Below are 25,339 nucleotides of genomic sequence, written 5' to 3' on the forward strand. Positions count from 1 at the left end.
CACCCGTTCATCTGCCGAAACGACCACGAGGTCACGCGGGGTACCTCGTACGGGTCGTCAGTTGTGGCTGTGCAGGATCTCGTTCAGGCCGCCCCACACCGCGTTGTTCGGCCGGGCCTCGACGGTGCCGGTGACCGAGTTGCGACGGAAGAGGATGTTGGAGGCGCCGGACAGCTCGCGGGCCTTGACGATCTGGCCGTCGGGCATGGTCACGCGGGTGCCGGCGGTGATGTACAGGCCTGCCTCGACGACGCACTCGTCGCCCAGCGCGATGCCGACGCCCGCCTCGGCGCCGACCAGGCACCGCTCACCGATGGAGATGATCACGTTGCCGCCGCCGGACAGCGTGCCCATGGTCGACGCGCCGCCGCCGATGTCGGAGCCGTCGCCGACCACGACACCCGCCGAGATACGGCCCTCGACCATCGACGTGCCGAGCGTGCCGGCGTTGAAGTTGACGAAGCCCTCGTGCATGACGGTGGTGCCCTCGGCGAGGTGCGCGCCGAGCCGGACCCGGTCGGCGTCGGCGATGCGGACGCCCTTGGGGGCCACGTAGTCGGTCATGCGGGGGAACTTGTCCACGGAGGTCACCTGGAGGTGCAGGCCCTCGGCGCGGGCGTTCAGCCGGACCTTCTCCAGGTCGTCGACGGCGACCGGGCCCAGCGACGTCCAGGCGACGTTGGCGAGGTGGCCGAAGATGCCCTCCAGGTTCTGGCCGTGCGGCTTGACCAGGCGGTGGGAGAGCAGGTGCAGGCGCAGGTAGACATCGTGCGCGTCGATCGGCTTCTCGTCGAGCGAGGCGATGACCGTGCGGACCGCGACCACGTCGACGCCCCGGCGGGCGTCCGGGCCGATCGCCGCGCCGGCGCCGTCGCCGAGCAGCTCGGCGGCCCGCTCGGCGGACAGCCGCTCGGTGCCGGACGGGCCGGGCGCGTCGGCCAGCTCGGGCGCGGGGAACCAGGTGTCGAGAACGGTGCCGTCGGCGGCGATCGTGGCGAGGCCGGCGGCCACGGCGCCGGTGGTACGAGGAGCAGTCGTGTCGGTCATGAGGGCAACCTAACCGGCGGACACGGGTCGATGCGAACCGGTTCCCGCACGTCTCACGAGCCGGTCGGTGCCGCCCGGCCCGAGCCCCCTCTCAGCAGCCGGGACACCCGCCCGGCAGCCCGGGAACCCACCCCGCCGACGGCCCGCCACCGACCAGGAGTGGCCCCACCCTCCCGAACGCCGACACGCCGCCCGGCCCCCGTCAACGCCTCCCAACCCCCGTCATCGCGTCCCGAACCCCGGCCGCCGGACATCACCCCGGACCCCCCGGAACGCCCCTCACCGCCCCCCGGACGCCCCCGCCAGCACCCGCCCCAGCACATCCCGCGCGTACGCCTCGTCGTACGGGGCCCCGGTCAGCAGCACCTGCAGGCAGATCCCGTCGACGACCGCCACCAGGGCCCGCGCGGTGACCGGGTCCATGTGCCGGGACAGTTGCTCGGTGACCCCCTCGGCCCACTCGGCGGCGACGGGCCGCAGGGCGGGCCGGCGCAGCGCGGCCAGGTACAGCTCGTACTCCAGTTCCACCCCCGTGCGGTCGCCGGAGAGCCACTGACCGATCCAGCCGGCGAGCGCGGCGGCCGGATCGGTCCAGGGGTCGTCCAGACCGCCGCACGAGGCGATCACCTTGGCGAAGCCCTCGTTGGTCTGCCGCAGCGCGGCGACCAGCAGTTCGTCGAGGGTCTTGAAGTGGTACGTCGTGGAACCGAGCGGCACGTCGGCCTCGGCCGCCGCGGTGCGGTGGCTCAGCCCGGCGATGCCCTTCGACCCGACGACCCGGATCGCCGCGTCGATGATCCGCTGCCGGCGCTCGGGATCGTGCCGCCGGGGCATCAGTGCGCACCTCCCAGGTTCAGCACGACGACGCCGACGATGATCAGCGCGATCCCGGCGGCCTTGGCGACGGTCATGCCCTCGCCCAGGAAGACGATGCCGATCGTGGCGATGGCGGCGGTGCCGACCCCGGCCCAGATGGCGTAGGCCGTGCCGACGGAGACCGTTTTCAGCGTCTGCGCGAGCAGCGCGAAGGAGAGCACGTAGCCGAGGAGCGTGAACAGGGAGGGCCCGATCTTGCTGAACCCGTCGCTGTACTTCATGGCGGTGGTCGCGGCCACCTCGGCGACGATGGCGCCGGCCAGCAGGAGATAACCCATGTGTACGAGCGTACACAGCATCTGTACGGGCGTACACAACGGTGGTACGGACCTGCGCACAACGGCTTGATATCGCCGGGAAACCGCTCTCATCAATCGAGCCACCGGCGTCTCACCTGTCCACTACGGTGTCACCGATCGCACACCGGGCCGCCACGACTGCGCCGCCGTCAAGGGTGCCCCGCCGGAGGAACCGCGCATGTCAGACGAGAAGTCCCGCCCGCCCCAGGACCGTCCCTGGGAGAGCGGCTGGGGCCCGGACACCACCCGTGCCCCGGGAACACGACGGCTCTGGCTGGCGGGCGCGCTGGCCCTGGCCACGATCGCCGCGTGCGTCACGGCCGTCACCGTGATGGAGAACGCGTCCGAGGAGCCGGCCCACCGGGCGGCGGAACCGGCCGCCCTCGGCAGCTCCGCCCCGGGCGGCCTGATCTCGTTCGCGACGCCCTCCGGGAGCGGCACCGGGACGCCCGGCACGGGCCGCGTCCACCCGTCCCCCACTCCGGCGAGCAGCGCTCCCGGCACCGACCCGGGTCCGGAGCCCTCCCCCACGTCCCCCGAGCCGCCGCCGAAGGCGTCCAGCGCGCCCGCGAAGCGCCCGAAGCCCCCCTCCTCGCCCGGCATATCCGTGCGCGCGGTCAACTTCCCCGACCGCTACTGGCGAGTGCGCGACGGCTCCGTGCGCCTCGACCGGATCGGCTCGGATCCCGGGCAGCGCGAGGACGCCACCTTCCGGCGCGTGCCCGGCCTCTCCGACTCCTCCTGCTACTCGTTCACCACGTCGGACGGCCGCCACCTGCGCCACCGCGGCTTCGTCCTGGTCGCGGACCGGGACGACGGCTCGTCCCTGTTCCGCCAGGACGCCACCTTCTGCCCCCGCGTCCGGCCCCGGTCGGGCACCCTCTCGCTGGAGTCGGTCAACTACCCGGGGCGCTTCCTGCGGCACCGCGACTTCCAGCTGCGGCTCGACCCCTACGAGCACAGTCACCAGTACCACTCGGACGCGTCGTTCCGGATCGTGCCCGGGCTGGGCTGAGCATGCGTGAGGGCGGCACCCGTGAAGGATGCCGCCCTCAGCCACGCCGGACGGGCCTCAGACGTTGAACCCGAGCGCCCGGAGCTGCTCACGGCCGTCGTCCGTGATCTTGTCGGGGCCCCACGGCGGCATCCAGACCCAGTTGATGCGCAACTCGTTGACGAGGCCGTCCGTCGCGGACTTGGCCTGGTCCTCGATGACGTCCGTCAGCGGACAGGCCGCCGACGTGAGGGTCATGTCGACCGTGGCCACGTTCGAGTCGTCGATGTGGATGCCGTAGATCAGGCCCAGGTTGACGACGTCGATGCCCAGCTCGGGGTCGACGACGTCCATCAGGGCCTCGCGGAGTTCCTCCTCCGAGGCCGGCTTCATCTCCACGGTCTCACTCATGCCGTCGTCTCCTTCTCGGCGTCGGCTCCGCCCAGTACCTGGGCCGTAGCGTCCTTCCAGGCCATCCAGCTCAGCAGGGCGCACTTGACCCGGGCCGGGTACTTCGACACCCCGGCGAACGCGACCGCGTCCTCCAGGATGTCCTCCATCGCGTCGTCGGGCTCGAGCTTCCCCTTGGACTGCATCAGCTCCAGGAAGGTCTCCTGGATCTTCCGCGCGTCGGAGAGCTCCTTGCCGACGAGGAGGTCGTTCAGCACGGACGCGCTGGCCTGGCTGATCGAACAGCCCTGGCCCTCGTACGAGACGTCCTCGATCGTCGTGCCGTCGTACTTCACGCGCAGCGTGATCTCGTCGCCGCACGTCGGGTTGACGTGGTGCACCTCGGCGTCGCCGTCCCGCAAGCCCCGCCCGTGCGGGTTCTTGTAGTGGTCCAGGATGACTTCCTGGTACATGGAGTCCAGCTTCACGGTCTCAGCTCACGCCCTTCAGCCGAAGAAGTTCCGAACGTGCTCCAGGCCGTCGACCAGCGCGTCGATCTCGGCCGGCGTGGAGTACAGATAGAACGACGCTCGCGTGGTCGCAGGAATTCCGTACCGCAGGCAGACCGGCCGTGCGCAGTGGTGTCCGACCCGGACCGCGATGCCCTGCTCGTCCAGGACCTGGCCCACGTCGTGCGGGTGGATGTCGCCGAGGGTGAAGGAGATCGCCGCGCCGCGCTCCTCGGCCGTGGTCGGGCCGATGATGCGCAGGTCGGGGACCTCCAGCAGCCGCTTGACCGCGTACTCGGTCAGGGCGTGCTCGTGGGCGAGGATCTTGTCCATGCCGATCGAGTTGAGGTAGTCGATCGCCGCGCCGAGCCCGACCGCCTGGGCGATCGGGGGCGTGCCCGCCTCGAACTTGTGCGGGGCGGGGGCGTACGTCGACGAGTGCATCGACACCGTCTCGATCATCTCACCGCCGCCGAGGAACGGAGGCAGGTCCTCCAGCAGCTCCTGGCGGCCCCACAGGACGCCGATGCCGGTCGGGCCGCACATCTTGTGTCCGGTGAAGGCCACGAAGTCGGCCTGCAGGGCCTGCACGTCCAGCGGCATGTGCGGGGCGGCCTGGGAGGCGTCGACGCAGACCAGCGCGCCGACCTCCTGGGCGCGGCGCACGATCGCCTCGACCGGGTTCTGGGTGCCGAGGATGTTGGAGACCAGCACGAAGGAGACGATCTTCGTCTTCTCGGTGATGACCTCGTCGATGTTCGACAGGTCCAGGCGGCCGTCGTCGGTGAGGCCGAACCACTTCAGCTTCGCGCCCGTGCGCTGCGCGAGCAGCTGCCACGGCACGATGTTGGAGTGGTGCTCCATCTCCGTGATGACGATCTCGGTCTCGGCGTCCACGCGGTAGGGCTCGTCGGCCCAGCCCAGCATGTTCGCCACGAGGTTGAGCGACTCGGAGGCGTTCTTGGTGAAGATCACCTCGTCGCGCGAGGGCGCGTTGACGAACTCCGCGACCTTGTCGCGCGCGCCCTCGTACAGCGCCGTGGCCTCCTCGGCGAGCACATGCACACCGCGGTGGACGTTGGCGTTGTAGCGCTCGTAGTACTCACTGAGTGCGTCCAGCACCTGACGCGGCTTCTGGCTGGTGGCCGCGTTGTCCAGGTACACGAGCTTCCGGCCGTCGTGGACCTGGCGGTCCAGGATGGGGAAGTCCTTGCGGATCGCCTCGGTGTCGAGGAGGCCCGGCAGCTGTGTCACGCGGATGCGCCACCCTTCGTGTAAACCTCGTAGCCCTCGTTCTCCAGCTTGTCGGCGAGCTCGGCGCCGCCGGACTCGACGATCCGGCCGCCGGAGAAGACGTGCACGTGGTCGGGCTTGATGTAGCGGAGGATGCGCGTGTAGTGGGTGATCAGCAGGGTGCCGACCTCGCCCGTCTCGCGCACGCGGTTCACGCCCTCGGACACCACGCGCAGGGCGTCGACGTCCAGGCCGGAGTCGGTCTCGTCGAGGATCGCGACCTTCGGCCGGAGCAGCTCCAGCTGGAGGATCTCGTGGCGCTTCTTCTCACCGCCGGAGAAGCCCTCGTTGACGTTGCGCTCGGCGAAGGCGGGGTCCATGTTGAGGCGCTCCATGGCCTCCCTGACCTCCTTCACCCAGGTGCGCAGCTTGGGGGCCTCGCCGCGGACGGCGGTGGCGGAGGTGCGCAGGAAGTTGGAGACGGAGACGCCGGGGACCTCGACCGGATACTGCATGGCGAGGAACAGGCCGGCGCGGGCGCGCTCGTCGACGGACATCTCCAGGACGTCCTCGCCGTCGAGGGTGACGGTGCCGCCGGTGATCGTGTACTTGGGGTGACCCGCGAGGGAGTAGGCGAGGGTCGACTTGCCCGAGCCGTTGGGGCCCATGATGGCGTGCGTCTCGCCCTGCTTCACGGTGAGGTCGACGCCCTTGAGGATCTCCTTCGTGGCGTTGTCGGCCTCGACGGTGACGTGCAGGTCTCGGATTTCAAGCGTTGCCATGGGTGCCTCAGGACTCCTGGGTGAGGGAGACGAGCACGTCGTCCCCTTCGATCTTTACGGGGTATACGGGGACGGGACGCGTCGCCGGAAGGGCGTCGGGCTTGCCGGAGCGGAGGTCGAAGCGCGAGCCGTGCAGCCAGCACTCGATGTGGCAGTCGTCGACCTCGCCCTCCGACAGGGAGACGTTCGCGTGCGAGCAGATGTCGTGGATCGCGAACACCTCGCCCTCGGTCTGCACGATGGACACGGGCGTGCCGTCGAGTTCCACCCGCTTGGGGGTGTCCTCCTCCAGCTCGCCCAGTCCACAGGCGCGTACGAAGGTCATGCGACGGCCGCCTCCAGCTCCTCCTCGATCTTGGTGATCAGGCGCTCCTCGATGTCGGGGAGGCCGATCTGCTGAACCAGCTCGGCGAAGAAGCCGCGGACCACCAGCCGGCGGGCCTCGTACTCCGGGATGCCGCGAGCCATCAGGTAGAACAGCTGCTCGTCGTCGAAGCGGCCGGTCGCCGAGGCGTGACCGGCGCCGACGATCTCGCCGGTCTCGATCTCCAGGTTGGGTACGGAGTCCACGCGCGCCCCGTCCGTGAGGACCAGGTTGCGGTTCATCTCGTACGTGTCCGTGCCCTCGGCCTTGGCCTCGATGAGCACGTCGCCGATCCACACGGCGTGCGCCTGCTCGCCCTGGAGCGCGCCCTTGTAGACGACGTTGGACTTGCAGTGCGGGACGTTGTGGTCGACCAGGAGGCGGTGCTCCTGGTGCTGGCCCTGGTCGGTGAAGTAGAGGCCGAACAGCTCGGCCTCGCCGCCGGGGCCGGCGTAGCGCACGCGCGGGTGGAGCCGCACGACGTCTCCGCCGAAGGTGACGACGACGGACTTGAAGGAGGCGTCGCGGCCGACGAGCGCGTTGTGCTGCGCGACGTGGACGGCCTTGTCGTCCCAGTCCTGGACGGAGACGACGGTGAGCTTGGCGCCGTCGCCCAGCAGGTAGTCGACGTTGGCGGCGAGCACCGCGTCACCGGTGTGGTCGATGACCACGACGGCCTCGGCGAAGGCGCCCAGCTCGATCACCTGGTGGCCGAAGGCGGTGCCGCCCTCGCCGTGCACCGTGATGCGGATGGGCTCGGTGAGGACGGTCTCCTTGGGGACGGTCACGACCGAGGCCTTCTCGAAGGCCGAGTAGGCCTGGGCGGCGATCCGGTCCACCGGGGTGCCCGCCTTGCCGAGCCGCGCGTCGTCACGGCCGACGGTCTCGACGGTGACGCCCTCGGGAGCCTGGACGTCGACCTTCACGCCGTTGCCGGTGGCGACGGCGGTGCCGTCGTGCAGGCCGCGCAGGCGCTCCAGCGGGGTGAACCGCCACTCCTCCTCACGGCCGTGCGGGACGGGGAAGTCCGCGACGTCGAAGGACGGCGGCGCGCTCATGCGCGTGGCGACGGTCGACTCCGCGGCGACCGCGATCGAGCCGGCGGTGGTCGAACCCACGGGTGGGGGTCCCCCCGCTCGAGCGGAGCCGAGAGTGGGGGAGTTCTGGGCCTCAGCCATGGCTGTCGTAGTGCTCTCTTTCCTGAATGGGACGTCTGCTGTCGCGGGGGCGGGTCAGCCGACCGCGCCCTCCATCTGCAGCTCGATCAGCCGGTTGAGCTCCAGCGCGTACTCCATGGGGAGTTCCTTGGCGATGGGCTCGACGAAGCCGCGCACGATCATCGCCATGGCCTCGTCCTCGCTCAGGCCGCGGCTCATCAGGTAGAAGAGCTGGTCCTCGGAGACCTTGGAGACGGTCGCCTCGTGGCCCATGGACACGTCGTCCTCGCGGACGTCCACGTAGGGGTAGGTGTCCGAGCGGGAGATCGTGTCCACCAGCAGCGCGTCGCAGAGCACGTTGGACTTGGAGCCCGGGGCGCCCTCGCCGATCTCGATCAGACCGCGGTAGGAGGTGCGGCCGCCGCCTCGCGCCACCGACTTGGAGACGATGTTCGAGGAGGTGTTCGGGGCCATGTGGACCATCTTGGCGCCGGCGTCCTGGTGCTGGCCCTCGCCGGCGAAGGCGATGGACAGGGTCTCGCCCTTGGCGTGCTCGCCCATGAGGTAGACGGCCGGGTACTTCATCGTCACCTTGGAGCCGATGTTGCCGTCGATCCACTCCATGGTCGCGCCCTCGTACGCCACGGCGCGCTTGGTGACCAGGTTGTAGACGTTGTTCGACCAGTTCTGGATGGTCGTGTAGCGGCAGCGGGCGTTCTTCTTGACGATGATCTCGACGACCGCGGAGTGCAGCGAGTCCGACTTGTAGATCGGGGCGGTGCAGCCCTCGACGTAGTGCACGTAGGCACCCTCGTCGACGATGATCAGGGTCCGCTCGAACTGGCCCATGTTCTCCGTGTTGATGCGGAAGTAGGCCTGGAGCGGGATCTCCACCTGCACGCCCGGCGGCACGTAGATGAAGGAGCCGCCCGACCACACGGCGGTGTTCAGCGCGGCGAACTTGTTGTCACCGGCGGGGATGACGGTCCCGAAGTACTCCTTGAAGAGCTCCGGGTGCTCCTTCAGCGCGGTGTCGGTGTCGAGGAAGATGACGCCCTGCTCCTCCAGGTCCTCGCGGATCTGGTGGTAGACGACCTCCGACTCGTACTGCGCGGCGACACCGGCGACGAGGCGCTGCTTCTCCGCCTCGGGGATGCCGAGCTTGTCGTACGTGTTCTTGATGTCCTCGGGCAGGTCCTCCCAGGACTCCGCCTGCTTCTCCGTGGAGCGCACGAAGTACTTGATGTTGTCGAAGTCGATGCCGGACAGGTCCGAGCCCCAGTTCGGCATGGGCTTCTTCTCGAACAGGCGCAGCCCCTTGAGACGGAGCTTGGTCATCCACTCCGGCTCGCTCTTCTTGGAGGAGATGTCCCGGACGACGTCCTCGCCCAGGCCGCGACGCGCCGACGCACCGGCCTCGTCCCGGTCGGCCCAGCCGTATTCGTACTTGCCCAGGCCCTCGAGCTCAGGGTGGGCAGTCTCCGTGGGGAGAGTCATGCGGGGTTCCTCCCGGCCGTGCTTGCAGATGCGTTGTGGGAAATCTTGGGGATGAACGTCGTGCAGACGCCGTCGCCGTGGGCGATGGTGGCGAGCCGCTGTACGTGCGTACCGAGCAGCTCCGCGAAAAATTCCGTCTCCGCCTCGCACAGCTGCGGGAACTGCTCGGCGACGTGGGCGACCGGGCAGTGGTGCTGGCAGAGCTGCTCACCCTTCTGCGGGTGGGGCGCGCTGCGCGCGGTAGCAGCGTACCCGTCCGCGCTCAGGGCCTTGGCCAGCGCTTCGGTCCGCTTCTCGGGCGGGGCCGCCTCGACCGCCCGCCGGTAGGCGCCCGCCTGGGCGGCGATCCGCGCGCGGGCGAAGGCCGCGATCGCCTCGCTGCCGCCCTCGCGGTCGGCGATCCAGCGCAGCGCGTCCGCCGCGAGCGTGTCGTAGGACTGGTCGAAGGCGTCCCGGCCGCAGTCCGTCAGGGCGAACACCTTGGCCGGGCGGCCGCGGGTGCGCGTGCCGTAGACCCGCTGTTCGCGGGCCTCCACGACCCGGTCCCCCGCGAGGGCGTCGAGATGCCGGCGTACGGCCGCCTGGGTGAGGCCCAGCCGCTCGGCGAGCTCCGCGACGGTCGAGGGGCCGTGGTCCAGGATGGACCGCGCGACCCGGTTGCGCGTCGAGCGCTCCCCGGTCGCGAGCTCCTCCTGCGGGGCCCCCGTGGGGGTCTCCCGAGCCTCGCCGACGTTTTTCACAACGCCATTGTTGCGTAATTCCTCTGGACCGGGCAAGCCGCGTCCCGCCCGCCCGAAGGTGCCCTGCGTCACTTAGGCATACCTAATCTGACCTGCGGAAATGATCTCTGATCGATCAAACAGGTGGCGCCGGGCAGTTGCTTCGGGAAGACTCCGGCACCATGGCCACACCCCCTCCCACCGGCCCACTTGTCACCCGGGACACCCTGCGCGCCCAACTGCGCGAGCTGGGTGTGCGCCCCGGCGAGACCCTCCTGGTGCACTCCTCGCTCAGCGCCCTCGGCTGGGTCAACGGCGGCGCCGTCACGGTCGTGCGGGGACTGCTCGACGCGCTCGGGCCCACCGGCACGCTGGTGGTCCCCACGCAGACCGGCGAGCTCTCCGACCCGGCGCTGTGGAGCAACCCGCCCGTGCCCCCCGAGTGGTGGGCCGACATCCGCGCCACGATGCCCGCCTACGACCCGCTCGTCACGCCCAGCCGCGGCGTCGGCGTCGTCCCGGAGACCGTGCGCACCTGGCCCGGCGCCCTGCGCAGCGCGCATCCGCAGACCTCGTTCGCGGCGCTCGGGCCGCGCGCCGCCGAGATCGTCGAGGGACACGCGACCGACTGCCGGCTCGGCGAGCGCAGCCCGCTGGCGACGCTGGAGGCCATGGACGCCCGGGTCCTGCTGCTCGGCGCCGGCTACGCCTCCTGCACGAGTTTCCACCTCGCCGAATACCGCATCCCGTCCCCGCGCGTGGCCGTCGGCCGCCCGGGCCCGGACGGCTGGGAGACCGTGACCGAGGTGTCCATCAGCTCGGACCGGTTCGACGAACTGGGCTACGACTTCGAGCGGGACCGCCCGGTTGTGCGCGGCAAGGTCGGGGCGGCCGAGGCGCGGCTGTTCCCGGTGCGGGACGCGGTGGCCTACGCCGAGCGGTGGCTGGCGACGCACCGGCCGCGCGACGAGGAGTAGCCGCACCCCCCGCTCCGGACCCCCGGCCGCGTACCTAGACTCTGGAGTCATGCGAAGCGAGCCCGTGGTCCAGGTCCAGGCCCTGGTGAAGCGGTACGGCACGAAGACCGCGGTGGACGGGCTGGACCTGGTGGCCCACCGGGGCGTGACCGCCGTGCTCGGGCCGAACGGCGCGGGCAAGACCACCACCGTCGAGACCTGCGAGGGGTACCGGAAGCCGGACTCCGGCACGGTGCGCGTCCTGGGCCTCGACCCGGTGGGGCAGTCCGGGGACCTGCGGCCCCGCATCGGCGTGATGCTGCAGTCCGGCGGCGTCTACTCCGGCTCGCGCGCCGAGGAGATGCTCCGCCACGTGGCCCGGCTGCACGCCCACCCGCTGGACGTGGACGCGCTGATCGAACGCCTCGGGCTCGGCTCCTGCGGCCGTACGTCCTACCGGCGGCTGTCGGGCGGGCAGCAGCAGCGGCTCGCCCTCGCCATGGCCGTGGTGGGCCGCCCCGAGCTGGTGTTCCTGGACGAGCCGACCGCCGGCCTCGACCCGCAGGCCCGCCGCGCCACCTGGGACCTGGTCCGGGACCTGCGCTCCGACGGTGTCTCCGTGATCCTCACCACGCACTACATGGACGAGGCCGAGCAGCTCGCCGACGACGTGGCGATCATCGACGCCGGCCGGGTCATCGCCCAGGGCTCCCCGGAGGAGCTGTGCCGGGGCGGCGCCGAGAACACCCTCCGCTTCTCCGGCCGGCCCGGGCTGGACGTGGGGTCGCTGCTGAAGGCCCTGCCCGCCGACTGCTCGGCCGCCGAGCTGACACCGGGCTCCTACCGGGTCACCGGCAAGGTCGACCCGCAACTGCTCGCTACGGTCACCTCCTGGTGCGCCCAGCACGGCGTGATGCCGGAGCGGATCTCGGTCGAGCGCCACACTCTGGAGGACGTCTTCTTGGAGCTCACCGGCAAGGAGCTGCGCGCATGACCGCCACCGGGACGTACACGCCGAAGCCCGGCGCGGCCCCGCTGCCCCGCATGATCGCGGCACAGGCCCTGCTCGAGACCAAGATGCTGCTGCGCAACGGCGAGCAGCTGCTGCTGACCGTCGTCATCCCGACGCTGCTGCTGGTCCTGTTCAGCACCGTGGACATCGTCGACACGGGCTCCGGGGAGGCGGTCGACTTCCTCGCCCCGGGCATCCTGGCGCTCGCGGTGATGTCGACGGCGTTCACCGGCCAGGCGATCGCGACCGGCTTCGAGCGGCGCTACGGCGTGCTGAAGCGGCTGGCCTCCTCGCCCCTGCCCCGCTGGGGGCTGATGACGGCGAAGACGCTGTCCGTCCTGGTCACCGAGGTGCTCCAGGTGATCCTGCTGACGGTGATCGCGTTCTCGCTGGGCTGGTCGCCGCGGGGCAACCCGGTCGCGGTGCTGCTGCTCCTGGTCCTCGGCACGGCGGCCTTCTCGGGCCTGGGGCTGCTGATGGCCGGGACGCTGAAGGCCGAGGCGACGCTGGCCGCGGCGAACCTGGTGTTCCTGCTGCTGCTCGTCGGCGGCGGGGTGGTCGTCCCCCTCGACAAGTTCCCGGAGGGCGCGCAGGACGTGCTCGGCCTGCTGCCCATCGCGGCACTGTCGGACGGGCTGCGGGACGTCCTGCAGCACGGGGCCGGGACGCCCTGGGGCGACCTGGGGATCCTCGCGGTCTGGGCGGTCGCCGCCCTGGCCGCCGCCGGTGCGCTCTTCCGCTGGGAGTGAGGCCGTGCCGGACCCTCGTGAAAGCGTGCACAAGCGGACGCCTACGATGGGACGCGTGCCAAACGTGACCCGCGCCGACGCCCTGGCGGCCCTGCGGAACCCGCTCGCCTTCATCGCCGCACGCTGGACCCCGGAACCCCGGACCGTCCGGCGCGCGACCCTGTCCGCACTCGTGATGTCGGTGCTCATCGTCGTCACCGGCGGTGCCGTCCGGCTGACCGGCTCGGGGCTGGGCTGCCCGACCTGGCCCAAGTGCACCGACGACTCGCTCACCTCCACCGCCGAGATGGGCGTGCACGGCGCCATCGAGTTCGGCAACCGGATGCTGACGTACGTGCTGTGCGCCGCCGTCGGCTGGGCCATCATCGCCGCGCGCTCGCAGAAGCCGTACCGGCGGGGACTGGTCCGGCTGGGCTGGGCGCAGTTCTGGATCGTGATGAGCAACGCGGTGCTCGGCGGCATCGTGGTGCTGGTCGGTCTCAACCCGTACACGGTCGCGGCGCACTTCGTGGCGACGTCGGCGCTGATCGCGGTGGCCGCGGTGATGTGGCAGCGCGCCGGTGAGGGCGACGGGGAGCCGCGCCCGCTGGTCGGCACGGCCGTGCGGCAGCTGGTGTGGTTCCTGGTGGCCGCGTCCGTGCTGCTCATCCTGGTCGGCACGGTCGTCACCGGCGCCGGACCGCACGCCGGCGACTCCAGCGAGGTCGAGCGGATGCCGGTCGACTGGGAGACGGTGAGCAAGCTGCACGCCGTGCTGGCGTGGATCGTGGTGACGCTGACGTTCGCCCTGTGGTTCGTCCTCAAGGCCGTCGACGCGCCCGGGGGCCCGCTGCGCCGCACCCGCGAGCTGTTCCTGATCCTGCTCGCCCAGGGCGCCATCGGTTACGTCCAGTACTTCACCGACCTGCCCGAGGTCCTGGTCGGCCTGCACATGTTCGGCTCGGCCGTGATGTGGATCTGGGTGCTGCGCGTGGTGCTGTCGCTGCGCGAGCGTCCGCAGCTCGTGACCGAGGTACCCGGCCCCGCGACCGAGGCCAGCCTGACCAAGGCCTAGGGTCCTCACCCGCCCTGTCCCAGCCCGTAGACCCGGCGCGCGTTCGCCGACGCCAGCATGCCCGCCACGCGCTGCGCGTCGTGCAGGGACCATGCGCCCTCGGCGACCCACGTGCCCAGGACCCGTCCGAGCGCCTCGCGGAACAGCCGGGCGCCCACCACGTGCAGTTCGGGCAGCCCCTGGGCGCCCGTGGAGAAGAGGATCTTGCCGAAGGGGGCCAGCTCCAGGATCTCCGCCAGGACGGTCGCGGCCCGGGCGCCGGTGCGGACCAGGGCGGCGCCGGAGTCGACGTAGACGTGCGGGAAGACGCCGGCGAGATGGGCCGCGTGCCGGTGGTAGGGGTAGGCGTGCAGCAGCACGAGGTCCGTGCCGAGCCCGGCGGTGGCCCGGACGAAGTCCGTCAGCAGCACGGGGTCCGTGCGGTCGATGCGCAGGCCGGGAGCGCCGAGCCCCGCGTGCAGCTGGAGCGGCAGCCCCGAGGCGACCGCGCTCCACAGCAGGTGCCGCAGCAGCACGGGATCGCTCAGCTCACCGCCGACCCCGCGCCCGGCGAGCCAGCGGCCCACCGCCCCCCGCACCTCCCCCGGCCCGGGCGGCTCCGGGGCCAGCGCGAGACCGTGCCGTACCCCGGCGACGGAGGTGAAGGCGACGGCGTGCGCGGCGGCGGCGTGCACGGACTCGGCGAGGTTGGCGAGGAAGGACTCGACGGTCCCGGAGGTGTCGGCGACCTGCTCGGCGAGCAGTTCCAGCCGGACGATCTCGTGGGCCTCGGCGCCTCCGGCGGAGGCCAGCTCGCCGGGTTCCGTGAGGTCGCCGGGGAGTCCGGTGTCGACCAGGTAGGTGGTGATGCCGCTGCCGCGCAGGAGTCTTCGCCCCGATTCCAGTACGCCGAGCTCGCGGCGGCGGGCCAGGTAGCGGGCCGGTGCGCAGTGGGGTTCCAGGCCGAGCAGGGGCGGGCACCAGCGGCGCACCGCGAAGCCGGTCTGCGTGTCGAAGAGGGTGGTGCCGGGGGCGGGCGGGCCCTCGGTGCGCGAGAGGTGGGCCTCGAAGGTGCCGAGGCCCAGCTCCGTGCGCAGCACTCCGTGGCAGTACTGGTCCACGAGGGACGGCGTTTCGATCATCCGGGCTCCCGGGTGTGGACCCTGTGCTCTCAGGGGTCCTAACGGGTGAACCGGGTTCGAGGTCGCGGTCCGGTGCGGGGCCGGTGCGGTTCGGCGGGTGCGGGTCGCGTGGGTCGCTCGCGCCGTTCCCCGCGTCTCCGGGAAGAAGGTCAGTCGTGCTTCGGGCCGCCCACCTGGATCCCCGCCATGCGCGACCACTCGTAGCGGCCCGTCCTCACCTTGGCGGCGAACTCGCCGTCGAAGGACTCGTGGCGGGTGATGCCCGCCTTCTCCACGGCCTTCTCGGCGATGTCGAAGGACGGGGCGACCAGGTCGCCCCAGTTGCCGTCCTCGCCGACCAGCACGATGCGGGCGCCGCGCTCGCCGAGGTAGGCGATCTGGCCCTCGGCGCCGCCGTGGGCCTTGGAGAAGGAGCTGATCTGCTGGGCGAGCCGGGCGGCCTTGCGCTCGGCCTTCGGGTCAACCTGCTGCGTCTCTGCCATGACCAGGATGCTACTCACGAGTAGATCGACTGGCGAGGGCAGGGCCCTGTGACGTGCGTCGGTCGCGTCAGCGCAGGAAGGGGTCGACCGCGACCGCCACGAACAGCAGCGACACGTAGGTGATCGACCAGTGGAACAGGCGCATCTCCTTCAGCTTCGCGCCCGTCACCTCCGCCTTCGCGCGGTTCTGCAGGCCGTGCGCCTCCCAGAGCCAGAAGCCGCCCGCCAGCAGGGCGACCGCGGTGTAGAACCAGCCGGTGTAGCCGAGCGGGGTCAGCAGCAGCGAGACGGCGACCATGACCCAGCTGTAGATCACGATCTGCTTGGCGACGACCTTGTTGGAGGCGACCACGGGCAGCATCGGCACGCCCACGCGCGCGTAGTCCTCCCTGACCTTCATGGACAGCGGCCAGTAGTGCGGCGGCGTCCAGAAGAACATCACGAGGAACAGGATGACCGGCGCCCAGGACATCGAGTTCGTGACCGAGGACCAGCCGATCAGCACCGGCAGGCAGCCGGCGATGCCGCCCCAGACGATGTTCTGCGAGGTGCGGCGCTTGAGGATCATCGTGTAGACGACCACGTAGAACAGCAGCGCGCCCAGGGAGAGCCAGGCGCTCAGCCAGTTCACGGTGAGGCCGAACAGCAGGGTGGAGGCGATCGCCAGGGTGATACCGAAGGCGAGGCACTCGCGCGGGCTGACCATGCCGGTGACCAGGGGGCGCTGCGAGGTGCGGTCCATCAGCGCGTCGATGTCGCGGTCGATGTACATGTTGAGGGCGTTGGCACCGCCCGCGGACATGTAACCGCCGACGCACGTCAGCAGCACCAGCGTCAGGTCGGGCACGCCCTGCTGCGCCAGGAACATCACCGGCACCGTCGTGATCAGCAGCAGCTCGATGATCCGCGGCTTGGTGAGAGCCACGAACGCCATGACACGGGCCCCGAACGGCCGGTGGGCCGGGCTCTGGTCCGTCCCGAGCAGACCCGCTGGACGGGATTCAACGGCCGTCACGCACACCCCTACAGAGACAGTCCAGCGAGCCCCACCGTGTGAAGTGACGGTAAAGGCTCGCGCGTACCACGCCACTTTAGACGTTGCCCAGAGTCGGACATTCGCGGGGGTCGCCTCGTGTTGGCGGGCGGCTTCCGACGGGCGGCCGGAAGCTCGATTGAGCACCCGGATGAGCGGCTCCGTATTCACCTGTCGAATGCGGTACGGACCGGTCGGGAGGCGGATCGGAATGAGGCCCTGCACTCTGGAGTGACTCGGAAGAACGCACGTCCCACGGGGGTAGGCTCGGCTGCGGCCGGTGGGCGCCCCGAGACACCGGCATCCGACATGTGGAGAGGAGCCCTGACCCAGGGTGAGCATCAAGCCGACCACCACAGACCTCGAGTGGACCGAGCTGGACCAGCGGGCCGTCGACACCGCGCGTGTCCTGGCCGCCGATGCCGTACAGAAGGTCGGTAACGGCCATCCCGGTACGGCGATGAGCCTGGCGCCCGCCGCCTACACCCTCTTCCAGAAGGTGATGCGGCACGACCCGGCGGACGCCGACTGGGTCGGGCGGGACCGCTTCGTGCTGTCCGCCGGCCACTCGTCCCTGACCCTCTACACCCAGCTCTACCTGGCCGGCTTCGGCCTGGAGCTGGACGACCTGAAGTCCTTCCGCACCTGGGGTTCCAAGACCCCGGGCCACCCCGAGTACGGGCACACGACCGGTGTGGAGACCACGACCGGCCCGCTCGGCCAGGGTGTCGCCAACGCGGTGGGCATGGCGATGGCCGCCCGCTACGAGCGCGGCCTGTTCGACCCGGAGGCCCCGGAGGGCGAGTCGCCCTTCGACCACTTCGTCTACTGCATCGCCGGTGACGGCTGCCTCCAGGAGGGCATCTCCGCCGAGGCGTCCTCGCTGGCCGGCCACCAGAAGCTCGGCAACCTGATCCTGCTGTGGGACGACAACCACATCTCGATCGAGGGCGACACCGAGACGGCCGTCTCCGAGGACACCGTCAAGCGGTACGAGGCCTACGGCTGGCACGTGCAGCGCGTCGAGCCCCAGGAGAACGGCGACCTGGACCCGGCCGCGATCTACGAGGCGATCCAGCGGGCCAAGGCCGTCACGGACCGGCCGTCGTTCATCGCTATGCGCTCGATCATCGCCTGGCCGGCCCCGAACGCGCAGAACACCGAGGCCGCGCACGGCTCGGCGCTCGGCGACGACGAGGTCGCTGCCACCAAGCGCGTCCTGGGCTTCGACCCGGAGCGGACCTTCGAGGTCTCCGACGAGGTCATCACGCACACCCGCAAGGCGCTGGAGCGGGGCCAGGCGGCCCGCGCGGTGTGGGAGAAGGCGTACCAGCAGTGGCGGGACAACAACCCCGAGCGCGCCGCCGAGTACGACCGGATCGCCAAGGGTGAGCTGCCCGAGGGCTGGGAGGAGAAGATCCCGGTCTTCGAGGTCGGCAAGGGCGTGGCCACGCGTGCCGCCTCCGGCAAGGTCCTCCAGGCGCTCGGCGCGGTCATCCCCGAGCTGTGGGGCGGCTCGGCCGACCTGGCCGGTTCGAACAACACCACGATCGACAAGACCAGCTCCTTCCTCCCGGCGGACAACCCGCTGCCGGAGGCGGACCCGTACGGCCGCACGATCCACTTCGGCATCCGCGAGCACGCCATGGCCGCCGAGATGAACGGCATCGCGCTGCACGGCAACACCCGCATCTACGGCGGCACCTTCCTGGTGTTCTCCGACTACATGCGCAACGCGGTGCGCCTGTCGGCCCTGATGCACCTGCCGGTGACCTACGTGTGGACGCACGACTCCATCGGTCTCGGCGAGGACGGCCCGACCCACCAGCCGGTCGAGCACCTCGCCTCGCTGCGCGCCATCCCGGGCCTGAACGTCGTGCGCCCGGCCGACGCCAACGAGACCGCGATCGCCTGGCGCGAGATCCTCAAGCGCTGGACGAAGGAGTTCGGCAAGGGCCAGCCGCACGGTCTGGCGCTGACCCGCCAGGGCGTGCCGACCTACGAGCCCAACGACGACGCCGCCAAGGGCGGTTACGTCCTGTTCGAGGCCGAGGGCGGCGAGCCGGAGGTCATCCTGATCGCCACCGGCTCGGAGGTGCACGTCGCCGTCGAGGCGCGCGAGCAGCTCCAGGGCGCCGGCGTGCCCACGCGCGTGGTGTCGATGCCGTCCGTGGAGTGGTTCGAGCAGCAGGACCAGGGGTACCGGGACAGCGTCCTGCCGCCGTCCGTCAAGGCGCGTGTCGCGGTGGAGGCCGGTATCGGTCTCACCTGGCACAAGTACGTCGGGGACGCCGGCCGCATCGTTTCCCTGGAGCACTTCGGTGCTTCGGCCGACGGCAAGGTGCTCTTCCGGGAGTTCGGCTTCACTGCCGAGAACGTGGCCGCCGCCGCCCGGGAATCGATCGCCGCAGCCCAGCGCTGACGCTCATATACGACACGTAGGAGATGGAATTTCCATGACAGACGCACTCAAGCGCCTCTCCGAGGAAGGCGTGGCGATCTGGCTGGACGACCTGTCGCGCAAGCGGATCACGTCCGGCAACCTCGCCGAGCTGATCGACCAGCAGCACGTCGTGGGCGTCACCACCAACCCCTCGATCTTCCAGAAGGCGATCTCGCAGGGCGACGGCTACGACACGCAGCTGACCGACCTGGCCGCCCGCGAGGTGACCGTCGAAGAGGCCATCCGCATGATCACCACGGCGGACGTCCGCGACGCCGCCGACGTGCTGCGCCCCGTCTTCGACGCCACCGGCGGCCAGGACGGCCGGGTGTCGATCGAGGTCGACCCCCGCCTGGCGCACAACACGCGGGCCACGGTCGCCGAGGCCAAGCAGCTCGCCTGGCTGGTGGACCGGCCCAACACCCTCATCAAGATCCCGGCGACCGAGGCGGGCATCCCGGCCATCGCCGAGACCATCGGCCTGGGCATCAGCGTCAACGTCACGCTGATCTTCTCGCTGGAGCGTTACCGCAAGGTCATGGACGCGTTCCTGACCGGCCTGGAGAAGGCCAAGGAGCGCGGCCTGGACCTGTCGCAGATCCACTCCGTGGCCTCGTTCTTCGTCTCCCGCGTGGACACGGAGATCGACAAGCGGATCGACGCGCTGGGCACCGACGAGGCCAAGGCGCTGCGCGGCAAGGCCGCCGTCGCCAACGCCCGGCTCGCCTACCAGGCGTACGAGGAGGTCTTCTCCTCGGACCGCTGGGCCGCGCTGGAGAAGGCGGGCGCGAACAAGCAGCGTCCGCTGTGGGCGTCGACCGGTGTGAAGGACAAGGCGTACAGCGACACCATGTACGTCACCGAGCTGGTCGCGCCGAACACGGTGAACACCATGCCCGAGGCGACCCTGTTCGCCACCGAGGACCACGGCGAGATCACGGGCGACACCGTCGCCGGCACGTACGAGCAGGCCCGTGCCGACCTCGACGCGGTCGAGCGGCTGGGGATCAAGTACGACGAGGTCGTCCAGCTGCTGGAGAAGGAGGGCGTCGAGAAGTTCGAGGACGCCTGGAACGACCTGCTGAAGTCGACCGAGGCCGAGCTGAAGCGCCTCGCCCCCTCGGAGGGCTGAACAGGTGTCGAGCAGCAATCCGCTGCGTGACCCGGCGGACCGGCGGCTCCCGCGTATCGCGGGGCCGTCGGGCCTGGTCATCTTCGGCGTCACGGGCGACCTCTCCCGCAAGAAGCTGATGCCCGCCGTCTACGACCTCGCCAACCGGGGTCTGCTGCCGCCGGGCTTCTCGCTGGTGGGCTTCGCCCGCCGCGAGTGGGCGCACGAGGACTTCGCGCAGGAGGTGCACGACGCGGTCAAGGAGCACGCGCGCACGCCCTTCCGCGAGGAGGTCTGGCAGCAGCTCATCCAGGGCATGCGGTTCGTGCAGGGCACGTTCGACGACGACGACGCCTTCGAGCGGCTGCGCTCCACGATCGAGGAACTGGACAAGGCGCAGGGCACGGGCGGGAACTTCGCGTTCTACCTCTCCGTGCCGCCGAAGTCCTTCCCGGTGGTCATCCAGCAGCTGAAGAAGCACGGGCTTGCGGACCAGACGGGGGGTTCGTGGCGGCGCGCGGTGATCGAGAAGCCGTTCGGCCACAACCTGAAGTCTGCCGAGGAGCTCAACAAGGTCGTCCACGAGGTCTTCTCCCCGGAGCAGGTCTTCCGCATCGACCACTACCTGGGCAAGGAGACGGTCCAGAACATCCTGGCGCTGCGCTTCGCCAACACGATGTTCGAGCCGATCTGGAACCGGTCCTTCGTGGACCACGTGCAGATCACCATGGCCGAGGACATCGGCATCGGCGGCCGGGCCGGGTACTACGACGGCATCGGCGCCGCCCGTGACGTCATCCAGAACCACCTGCTCCAGCTGATGGCCCTGACCGCGATGGAGGAGCCCGCCTCCTTCGACGCGGACGCGCTGGCCGCCGAGAAGACCAAGGTCCTCGGGGCGGTGCGGCTGCCGCAGGACCTGGGCCGCGACACCGTGCGCGCCCAGTACGCGGCCGGCTGGCAGGGCGGCACCAAGGTGCGCGGTTACCTGGAGGAGGACGGCATCGACGCCTCCTCGAAGACCGACACCTACGCCGCGATCAAGCTGGAGATCGACAACCGCCGCTGGGCGGGCGTCCCCTTCTACCTGCGCACCGGCAAGCGGCTCGGCCGCCGGGTCACGGAGATCGCGGTCGTCTTCCAGCGGGCCCCGCACTCCCCCTTCGACTCCACCGCCACCGAGGAGCTCGGCTCCAACGCGATCGTCATCCGCGTCCAGCCGGACGAGGGCGTGACGGTCCGCTTCGGCTCGAAGGTGCCGGGCACGTCGATGGAGATCCGGGACGTGTCGATGGACTTCGCGTACGGCGAGTCCTTCACGGAGTCCAGCCCGGAGGCGTACGAGCGGCTCATCCTGGACGTCCTGCTCGGCGACTCGAACCTGTTCCCGCGCACGGAGGAGGTCGAGCTGTCCTGGAAGATCCTCGACCCGATCGAGGAGTACTGGGACACCCACGGCAAGCCCGCCCAGTACCCGGCCGGTACCTGGGGGCCCGTCGAGGCGGACGAAATGCTCGAGCGACACGGACGGAGCTGGCGCCGGCCATGAAGATAGACCTGACCGACACCACGGCCAGCAAGATCAACAAGGCGCTGGTGCAGGGCCGCCGGGCGATCGGCACCCCGGCGGTCGGCATGGTGCTCACGCTGGTCATCGTGACGGACGAGGAGAACGCCTACGACGCGCTGAAGGCCGCGAGCGACGCCTCCCGCGAGCACCCCTCGCGCACGCTGGTGGTCATCAAGCGCGTCTCCCGCTCGCCCCGCGACCGTACGCAGTCCCGCCTGGACGCGGAGGTCCGGGTCGGCGCGGACGCCGGCACCGGCGAGACGGTGGTGCTGCGGCTGTACGGCGAGGTCGTCGACCACGCCCAGTCGGTGGTGCTGCCGCTGCTGCTGCCGGACGCCCCGGTGGTGGTGTGGTGGCCGGTGAACGCGCCGCTCGACCCGGCGAAGGACCCCCTGGGCGCCCTCGCCCAGCGCCGTGTCACCGACACCTACGCCTCCGAGCAGCCGGTGCGGGACCTGGCCACCCGGTCGGGGACCTACACCCCCGGCGACACGGACCTGTCCTGGACCCGCATCACGCCCTGGCGCTCCATGCTGGCGGCGGCGCTGGACCAGGTCGCCTGCGAGGTCAGGGCCGTCGAGGTGGAGGGCGAGGAGTTCAACCCGAGCTGCGAGCTGCTGGCGATGTGGCTCGCGGACCGGCTGGACGTCCCGGTGAAGCGCTCCCTGTCGAGCGGCCCGGGGCTGACGGCGGTGCGCATGGACACCACCTGCGGCCCGATCCGCCTGGACCGCGCCGACGGCTCCCTGGCGACGCTCTCCATCGAGGGCCAGCCCGACCGTGCGGTGGCGCTCAAGCGCCGGGACACGGCCGAGCTGATCGCCGAGGAGCTGCGGCGGCTGGACCCGGACGACACCTACGCGTCGGCCCTGCGGTACGGGGTGGACCGGCTGAAGGCCGCGGGCCCGGTGCCCAAAAGTGACGGGCGGGCCCGACTCGCCCGCCCCGCTCCCGTCGAGGAGGCTGCGAAAGCTCCCGCTGCGCAGGCGACGGCGCAGGCACCGGTGAGGCAGGAGCCGCCCACGCCGGAACCGGTACGGAAGGCGGAGGCGACGTGAGCACGGCACCGCAGCTGGTCGTCCACCGCGACAAGGAGCTGATGGCGCAGGCCGCGGCGGCCCGGCTGATCACCAGGATCGTGGACGCGCAGGCCTCCCGGGGCTCGGCGTCCGTGGTCCTGACGGGCGGCCGCAACGGCAACGGCCTGCTGGCCGCGCTGGCGGCGGCGCCCGCGCGGGACGCGGTCGACTGGTCGCGGCTGGACCTGTGGTGGGGCGACGAGCGGTTCCTGCCCGAGGGCGATCCGGACCGCAACGTCACGCAGGCCCGCGAGGCGCTGCTGGACGCGGTGCCGCTGGACCCGAAGCGGGTGCACGCGATGCCCGCCTCGGACGGCCCGCACGGCGACGACGTGGAGGCGGCGGCCGCCGCCTACGCGGAGGAACTGGCGGCCGCGGCCGGCCCGGAGAACCACGGGCCCGTCCCCGCGTTCGACGTGCTGATGCTGGGCGTCGGCCCGGACACGCACGTGGCGTCGCTGTTCCCTGAGCTGCCGGCGGTCCGGGAGACCGACCGCACGGTGGTGGGCGTGCACGGCGCGCCCAAGCCGCCACCGACGCGGGTGACGCTGACGCTGCCGGCGATCCGTGCCGCCCGCGAGGTCTGGCTCCTCGCGGCCGGCGAGGACAAGGCGCGGGCGGCGGCGATCGCGCTGTCCGGCGCGGGTGAGATCCAGGCCCCGGCGGCCGGGGCGTACGGCCGCAGCCGCACCCTGTGGCTGCTGGACGCCGCGGCGGCCTCCCAATTGCCGCGCTCGCTGTATCCGCCGGCTTCGGCCTGACCGGCGCGAGCGCCGAACGGTCTGCCCGGTGAAGCGGCCGGATCCCCTGGAGACGGGGGGTCCGGCCGCTTCGGCGTTCCCTGGCTCAGTCGCCGGCCAGCACCCGTGCGGTGAAGGCGGCCAGCTCGGCCCGGAGGCGCTCGCGCGGCAGCTGCTGCCGCTCGGTCAGGTGGTCGACGAGGTCCGCGCGGACCGCGGCCAGCAGCGCGTGGGCGGTGAAGGCCGCGTCGGTGAAGCCGGGCAGCTGCTCCAGGACGCCGCGCAGCGTGCCGTGCCACCAGTCGTAGTGGGCGGCGCCGTAGGGACTGTCGCTTCCCGTGCCCTCCAGGGCCACGGACAGGTGCCGGTGGTCGAGCTTGAAGCAGAGCAGGGCGTCGAGCAGGGCCGGGACGCGTTCGGCGGGGGGCGTGGCGGGCCCGAGGGGGCGGGGGCCCTCGGCGACGGCCTGGCGGAGGGGTTCGAGCCGGGACTCGTGGAGCGCGCGGATCAGGCCCGTGCGGTCGCCGAACCCGCGGAAGAGGGTGCCCTTGCCGACGCCGGCCGCGGCGGCGATGTCGGCCATGGTGACGTCCTCGGGGCTCGCGCACGTGGCGAAGAGCCGGTCGGCCGCCGCGAGGACGGTCTCGCGGTTGCGCAGGGCGTCCGCGCGGGGTTTGCGTTCGGGCAACGGGGTGCCTCCGTCTCCTTCGACCCGATAAACGGACCACGGGTCCGCATCTTGCGCAACCGGACCGCCGGTCCATATTCTTTCCTTCAAGCGGACCAGTGGTCCGCATCGTAGCGGAGGGATTCCCATGACTTCATCCACGACTGCATCCACCACCGCATCCACCTCACCGGCCGACCTGTTCCGGGAGAGCCTGCGGCTGCTGCTCGACAAGGACATCGCCGGCTGGGTCGCGCTCTGGCACGACGAGGGCGTGATGGAGTTCCCGTTCGCCCCCGACGGCTGGCCGAGGCGACTGGAGGGCAGGGCGGCCGTCCACGACTACATCCGGGACTATCCCGCCCACATCGACCTGCACGCCTTCCCCGACCTGACGATCCACCGGACGGACGACCCGGCGACCATCGTGGCCGAAATGCGCGGAGTGGGGCGGCTGGTGCGGAGCGGAGACCCGTTCGACATGAGGTACATCGCCGTGGTGACGGCCGTCGACGGCCGCTTCACGCACTACCGCGACTACTGGAACCCGCTGGCCCTCCCCCAGGACGGCACCGCCGACTTCGCGGGGAGCGACCGGTGACCGCCGCCACCCTCGTCATCGGCGCCACCGGCACGACCGGCGGACGCGTGGCCCGGCTGCTCGCCGGGCAGGGGCGGCGGGTGCGGGCGGCGAGCCGCCGCGCGGCCCCCGTCGCCGGTGCCGAGCCCGTCCGTTTCGACTGGTACGACCCCGGGACGTTCGAGGACTCACTGACGGAGGTGGACCGGGTCTATCTGGTCCCACCGGTCGGGGACCCCGACCCCGCCGCCGTCATGCTGCCGTTCCTGGCCAGGGCCCGCGCCCGCGGGGTGGAGCGGGCCGTGCTGCTGTCCTCCTCGGCGATCCCCTCCGGCGGCCCGGCCGTCGGACAGGTGCAGCAGGCCCTGCCCGGCCTGTTCGAGACCTGGGCGGCGCTGCGGCCCTCCTGGTTCATGCAGAACCTCACGGGCGACCACGAGCACGCCCGGAGCATCCGCGAGGAGGGCGTCATCCGGACCGCGACGGACGACGGGCGGGTGGCCTTCGTGGACGCCGACGACATCGCCGCCGTCGCCGTGCACGCGCTGACCGCCGGCCGGGACGCCGGCGGTGACCTGGTCGTCACCGGCCCCGAGGCGCTGAGCTACGACGACGCCGCCGCCGTCATCAGCGAGGTCACGGGCCGCCCGGTGACCCACCGGCGGCTGACCTTCGAGCAGCTGCGCGACCGGCTGGCGGAGCTCCTTCCGCCGGAGTTCGCCGCGGTGCTCGCCGGTCTGGACCGGGCCATCGCCGAGGGAGCCGAGGACCGGGTCACCGACACGGTCGAACGCCTCACCGGCCGCCCGCCGCGCAGCCTGCGCGCTCATGTCGAGCGCGCCATGGCGGCGGGGGACGGCCGGCGGGCCGGGTGA

Annotated in this window: 27 protein-coding genes; 12 read left to right on the forward strand and 15 right to left on the reverse strand. The window is 71.3% G+C overall.

Annotated features, from left to right (window positions below; all coding sequences use genetic code 11):
• Positions 1 to 57: 57 nt before the first annotated feature.
• The 3 genes from dapD to ACIGAN_RS20905 all read right to left on the reverse strand — a co-directional run bounded on the left by dapD (position 58) and on the right by ACIGAN_RS20905 (position 2,201).
• Complete coding sequence (dapD, locus tag ACIGAN_RS20895) at positions 58 to 1,047, reverse strand: 2,3,4,5-tetrahydropyridine-2,6-dicarboxylate N-succinyltransferase (protein ID WP_365739863.1); 990 nt, start codon at positions 1,045 to 1,047, stop codon at positions 58 to 60.
• A 279-nt stretch (positions 1,048 to 1,326) separates the two neighbouring features.
• Positions 1,327 to 1,881, reverse strand: coding sequence for a TetR/AcrR family transcriptional regulator (locus tag ACIGAN_RS20900; protein ID WP_399859426.1), 555 nt, complete (start codon positions 1,879 to 1,881; stop codon positions 1,327 to 1,329).
• Positions 1,881 to 2,201 (reverse strand): DMT family transporter, encoded by a 321-nt coding sequence (locus ACIGAN_RS20905; protein ID WP_365739865.1) that lies wholly within the window; start codon positions 2,199 to 2,201, stop codon positions 1,881 to 1,883. The genes ACIGAN_RS20900 and ACIGAN_RS20905 overlap by 1 nt, the downstream gene beginning before the upstream one ends.
• Positions 2,202 to 2,400: 199 nt before the next feature.
• Here ACIGAN_RS20905 and ACIGAN_RS20910 point away from each other — a divergent pair, with 199 nt between their 5' ends.
• Positions 2,401 to 3,237 carry an AbfB domain-containing protein gene (locus ACIGAN_RS20910; protein ID WP_399859429.1) on the forward strand — a complete coding sequence of 279 codons (837 nt, stop codon included), beginning with the start codon at positions 2,401 to 2,403 and terminating at the stop codon, positions 3,235 to 3,237.
• Between the two features lie 57 nt (positions 3,238 to 3,294).
• On the opposite strand, the gene ACIGAN_RS20915 is transcribed toward ACIGAN_RS20910, so the two are convergent.
• From ACIGAN_RS20915 to ACIGAN_RS20950, 8 genes are read right to left on the reverse strand one after another with little or no spacing between them, the layout of a single operon-like run.
• Complete coding sequence (locus ACIGAN_RS20915; protein WP_006131178.1) at positions 3,295 to 3,627, reverse strand: metal-sulfur cluster assembly factor; 333 nt, start codon at positions 3,625 to 3,627, stop codon at positions 3,295 to 3,297.
• Positions 3,624 to 4,094 (reverse strand): Fe-S cluster assembly sulfur transfer protein SufU, encoded by a 471-nt coding sequence (gene sufU, locus ACIGAN_RS20920; RefSeq protein WP_062926164.1) that lies wholly within the window; start codon positions 4,092 to 4,094, stop codon positions 3,624 to 3,626. The genes ACIGAN_RS20915 and sufU overlap by 4 nt, the downstream gene beginning before the upstream one ends.
• 18 nt (positions 4,095 to 4,112) lie before the next feature.
• The gene (locus ACIGAN_RS20925) at positions 4,113 to 5,369 is read right to left on the reverse strand and encodes a cysteine desulfurase (RefSeq protein WP_362282160.1); all 1,257 of its coding nucleotides are present in this window, start codon (positions 5,367 to 5,369) and stop codon (positions 4,113 to 4,115) included.
• Positions 5,366 to 6,130, reverse strand: a complete 765-nt coding sequence (gene sufC / locus ACIGAN_RS20930) for a Fe-S cluster assembly ATPase SufC (protein ID WP_365089074.1) — start codon at positions 6,128 to 6,130, stop codon at positions 5,366 to 5,368. The genes ACIGAN_RS20925 and sufC overlap by 4 nt, the downstream gene beginning before the upstream one ends.
• A gap of 7 nt (positions 6,131 to 6,137) precedes the next feature.
• On the reverse strand, positions 6,138 to 6,455 hold the full coding sequence (locus ACIGAN_RS20935; protein WP_020273986.1) for a non-heme iron oxygenase ferredoxin subunit: 318 nt from the start codon (positions 6,453 to 6,455) through the stop codon (positions 6,138 to 6,140).
• Entirely contained in the window at positions 6,452 to 7,672 is a 1,221-nt protein-coding gene (gene sufD, locus ACIGAN_RS20940) for a Fe-S cluster assembly protein SufD (protein ID WP_365739867.1), read from the reverse strand. Before sufD ends, ACIGAN_RS20935 begins: the two co-directional genes overlap by 4 nt.
• 54 nt (positions 7,673 to 7,726) lie before the next feature.
• On the reverse strand, positions 7,727 to 9,148 hold the full coding sequence (gene sufB, locus ACIGAN_RS20945) for a Fe-S cluster assembly protein SufB (protein WP_365089070.1): 1,422 nt from the start codon (positions 9,146 to 9,148) through the stop codon (positions 7,727 to 7,729).
• Positions 9,145 to 9,888 carry a helix-turn-helix transcriptional regulator gene (locus ACIGAN_RS20950; RefSeq protein WP_365089069.1) on the reverse strand — a complete coding sequence of 248 codons (744 nt, stop codon included), beginning with the start codon at positions 9,886 to 9,888 and terminating at the stop codon, positions 9,145 to 9,147. Before ACIGAN_RS20950 ends, sufB begins: the two co-directional genes overlap by 4 nt.
• A gap of 161 nt (positions 9,889 to 10,049) precedes the next feature.
• On the opposite strand from ACIGAN_RS20950, the gene ACIGAN_RS20955 reads away from it, so the two are divergent.
• Genes ACIGAN_RS20955 through ACIGAN_RS20970 form a run of 4 tightly spaced genes read left to right on the forward strand, consistent with a single transcriptional unit; the run spans position 10,050 to position 13,638 of the window.
• A complete protein-coding gene (locus ACIGAN_RS20955) occupies positions 10,050 to 10,844 on the forward strand; it encodes an aminoglycoside N(3)-acetyltransferase (RefSeq protein WP_365089067.1) in 795 nt (264 codons plus the stop codon).
• A 49-nt stretch (positions 10,845 to 10,893) separates the two neighbouring features.
• The gene (locus ACIGAN_RS20960; protein WP_399859436.1) at positions 10,894 to 11,817 is read left to right on the forward strand and encodes an ABC transporter ATP-binding protein; all 924 of its coding nucleotides are present in this window, start codon (positions 10,894 to 10,896) and stop codon (positions 11,815 to 11,817) included.
• The gene (locus ACIGAN_RS20965; protein WP_365089063.1) at positions 11,814 to 12,584 is read left to right on the forward strand and encodes an ABC transporter permease; all 771 of its coding nucleotides are present in this window, start codon (positions 11,814 to 11,816) and stop codon (positions 12,582 to 12,584) included. The genes ACIGAN_RS20960 and ACIGAN_RS20965 overlap by 4 nt, the downstream gene beginning before the upstream one ends.
• Positions 12,585 to 12,630: 46 nt before the next feature.
• The gene (locus tag ACIGAN_RS20970; RefSeq protein WP_399859438.1) at positions 12,631 to 13,638 is read left to right on the forward strand and encodes a COX15/CtaA family protein; all 1,008 of its coding nucleotides are present in this window, start codon (positions 12,631 to 12,633) and stop codon (positions 13,636 to 13,638) included.
• Positions 13,639 to 13,643: 5 nt separating this feature from the next.
• Here ACIGAN_RS20970 and ACIGAN_RS20975 read toward each other — a convergent pair whose 3' ends face one another.
• The 3 genes from ACIGAN_RS20975 to ACIGAN_RS20985 all read right to left on the reverse strand — a co-directional run bounded on the left by ACIGAN_RS20975 (position 13,644) and on the right by ACIGAN_RS20985 (position 16,262).
• Complete coding sequence (locus tag ACIGAN_RS20975; protein ID WP_365089059.1) at positions 13,644 to 14,759, reverse strand: amidohydrolase family protein; 1,116 nt, start codon at positions 14,757 to 14,759, stop codon at positions 13,644 to 13,646.
• A 149-nt stretch (positions 14,760 to 14,908) separates the two neighbouring features.
• Positions 14,909 to 15,241 carry a hypothetical protein gene (locus tag ACIGAN_RS20980; protein ID WP_399859440.1) on the reverse strand — a complete coding sequence of 111 codons (333 nt, stop codon included), beginning with the start codon at positions 15,239 to 15,241 and terminating at the stop codon, positions 14,909 to 14,911.
• A 67-nt stretch (positions 15,242 to 15,308) separates the two neighbouring features.
• The gene (locus ACIGAN_RS20985) at positions 15,309 to 16,262 is read right to left on the reverse strand and encodes a heme o synthase (RefSeq protein ID WP_399859443.1); all 954 of its coding nucleotides are present in this window, start codon (positions 16,260 to 16,262) and stop codon (positions 15,309 to 15,311) included.
• A 346-nt stretch (positions 16,263 to 16,608) separates the two neighbouring features.
• On the opposite strand from ACIGAN_RS20985, the gene tkt reads away from it, so the two are divergent.
• Genes tkt through pgl form a run of 5 tightly spaced genes read left to right on the forward strand, consistent with a single transcriptional unit; the run spans position 16,609 to position 23,238 of the window.
• On the forward strand, positions 16,609 to 18,696 hold the full coding sequence (tkt, locus tag ACIGAN_RS20990; protein ID WP_365089054.1) for a transketolase: 2,088 nt from the start codon (positions 16,609 to 16,611) through the stop codon (positions 18,694 to 18,696).
• A 34-nt stretch (positions 18,697 to 18,730) separates the two neighbouring features.
• Positions 18,731 to 19,849: a transaldolase gene (gene tal, locus ACIGAN_RS20995; protein WP_365739872.1), complete on the forward strand. Its 1,119-nt coding sequence runs from the start codon at positions 18,731 to 18,733 to the stop codon at positions 19,847 to 19,849.
• A 4-nt stretch (positions 19,850 to 19,853) separates the two neighbouring features.
• A complete protein-coding gene (zwf, locus tag ACIGAN_RS21000) occupies positions 19,854 to 21,377 on the forward strand; it encodes a glucose-6-phosphate dehydrogenase (protein WP_365739873.1) in 1,524 nt (507 codons plus the stop codon).
• A complete protein-coding gene (gene opcA / locus ACIGAN_RS21005) occupies positions 21,374 to 22,456 on the forward strand; it encodes a glucose-6-phosphate dehydrogenase assembly protein OpcA (protein ID WP_365739874.1) in 1,083 nt (360 codons plus the stop codon). Before zwf ends, opcA begins: the two co-directional genes overlap by 4 nt.
• The gene (gene pgl / locus ACIGAN_RS21010) at positions 22,453 to 23,238 is read left to right on the forward strand and encodes a 6-phosphogluconolactonase (protein WP_399859447.1); all 786 of its coding nucleotides are present in this window, start codon (positions 22,453 to 22,455) and stop codon (positions 23,236 to 23,238) included. The genes opcA and pgl overlap by 4 nt, the downstream gene beginning before the upstream one ends.
• An 85-nt stretch (positions 23,239 to 23,323) precedes the next feature.
• Here pgl and ACIGAN_RS21015 read toward each other — a convergent pair whose 3' ends face one another.
• A complete protein-coding gene (locus tag ACIGAN_RS21015) occupies positions 23,324 to 23,905 on the reverse strand; it encodes a TetR/AcrR family transcriptional regulator (protein WP_399859449.1) in 582 nt (193 codons plus the stop codon).
• Positions 23,906 to 24,032: 127 nt separating this feature from the next.
• Between ACIGAN_RS21015 and ACIGAN_RS21020 the strand changes: the two genes are divergently transcribed.
• Complete coding sequence (locus tag ACIGAN_RS21020; RefSeq protein WP_365745051.1) at positions 24,033 to 24,485, forward strand: nuclear transport factor 2 family protein; 453 nt, start codon at positions 24,033 to 24,035, stop codon at positions 24,483 to 24,485.
• Positions 24,482 to 25,339 (forward strand): NmrA family NAD(P)-binding protein, encoded by an 858-nt coding sequence (locus tag ACIGAN_RS21025; RefSeq protein WP_399859452.1) that lies wholly within the window; start codon positions 24,482 to 24,484, stop codon positions 25,337 to 25,339. Before ACIGAN_RS21020 ends, ACIGAN_RS21025 begins: the two co-directional genes overlap by 4 nt.

The organism is Streptomyces sp. NPDC085931, assembly GCF_044540565.1.
Taxonomy (GTDB): domain Bacteria; phylum Actinomycetota; class Actinomycetes; order Streptomycetales; family Streptomycetaceae; genus Streptomyces.

Bases quoted from the DNA above. Each gene is read 5' to 3' on its own strand.
- dapD (WP_365739863.1), bottom strand. From the start codon at position 1,047: ATGACCGACACGACTGCTCCTCGTACCACCGGCGCCGTGGCCGCCGGC.
- ACIGAN_RS20900 (WP_399859426.1), bottom strand. From the start codon at position 1,881: ATGCCCCGGCGGCACGATCCCGAGCGCCGGCAGCGGATCATCGACGCG.
- ACIGAN_RS20905 (WP_365739865.1), bottom strand. From the start codon at position 2,201: ATGGGTTATCTCCTGCTGGCCGGCGCCATCGTCGCCGAGGTGGCCGCG.
- ACIGAN_RS20910 (WP_399859429.1), top strand. From the start codon at position 2,401: ATGTCAGACGAGAAGTCCCGCCCGCCCCAGGACCGTCCCTGGGAGAGC.
- ACIGAN_RS20915 (WP_006131178.1), bottom strand. From the start codon at position 3,627: ATGAGTGAGACCGTGGAGATGAAGCCGGCCTCGGAGGAGGAACTCCGC.
- sufC (WP_365089074.1), bottom strand. From the start codon at position 6,130: ATGGCAACGCTTGAAATCCGAGACCTGCACGTCACCGTCGAGGCCGAC.
- ACIGAN_RS20935 (WP_020273986.1), bottom strand. From the start codon at position 6,455: ATGACCTTCGTACGCGCCTGTGGACTGGGCGAGCTGGAGGAGGACACC.
- sufD (WP_365739867.1), bottom strand. From the start codon at position 7,672: ATGGCTGAGGCCCAGAACTCCCCCACTCTCGGCTCCGCTCGAGCGGGG.
- sufB (WP_365089070.1), bottom strand. From the start codon at position 9,148: ATGACTCTCCCCACGGAGACTGCCCACCCTGAGCTCGAGGGCCTGGGC.
- ACIGAN_RS20955 (WP_365089067.1), top strand. From the start codon at position 10,050: ATGGCCACACCCCCTCCCACCGGCCCACTTGTCACCCGGGACACCCTG.
- ACIGAN_RS20960 (WP_399859436.1), top strand. From the start codon at position 10,894: ATGCGAAGCGAGCCCGTGGTCCAGGTCCAGGCCCTGGTGAAGCGGTAC.
- ACIGAN_RS20965 (WP_365089063.1), top strand. From the start codon at position 11,814: ATGACCGCCACCGGGACGTACACGCCGAAGCCCGGCGCGGCCCCGCTG.
- ACIGAN_RS20970 (WP_399859438.1), top strand. From the start codon at position 12,631: ATGGGACGCGTGCCAAACGTGACCCGCGCCGACGCCCTGGCGGCCCTG.
- ACIGAN_RS20975 (WP_365089059.1), bottom strand. From the start codon at position 14,759: ATGATCGAAACGCCGTCCCTCGTGGACCAGTACTGCCACGGAGTGCTG.
- ACIGAN_RS20980 (WP_399859440.1), bottom strand. From the start codon at position 15,241: ATGGCAGAGACGCAGCAGGTTGACCCGAAGGCCGAGCGCAAGGCCGCC.
- tal (WP_365739872.1), top strand. From the start codon at position 18,731: ATGACAGACGCACTCAAGCGCCTCTCCGAGGAAGGCGTGGCGATCTGG.
- opcA (WP_365739874.1), top strand. From the start codon at position 21,374: ATGAAGATAGACCTGACCGACACCACGGCCAGCAAGATCAACAAGGCG.
- ACIGAN_RS21020 (WP_365745051.1), top strand. From the start codon at position 24,033: ATGACTTCATCCACGACTGCATCCACCACCGCATCCACCTCACCGGCC.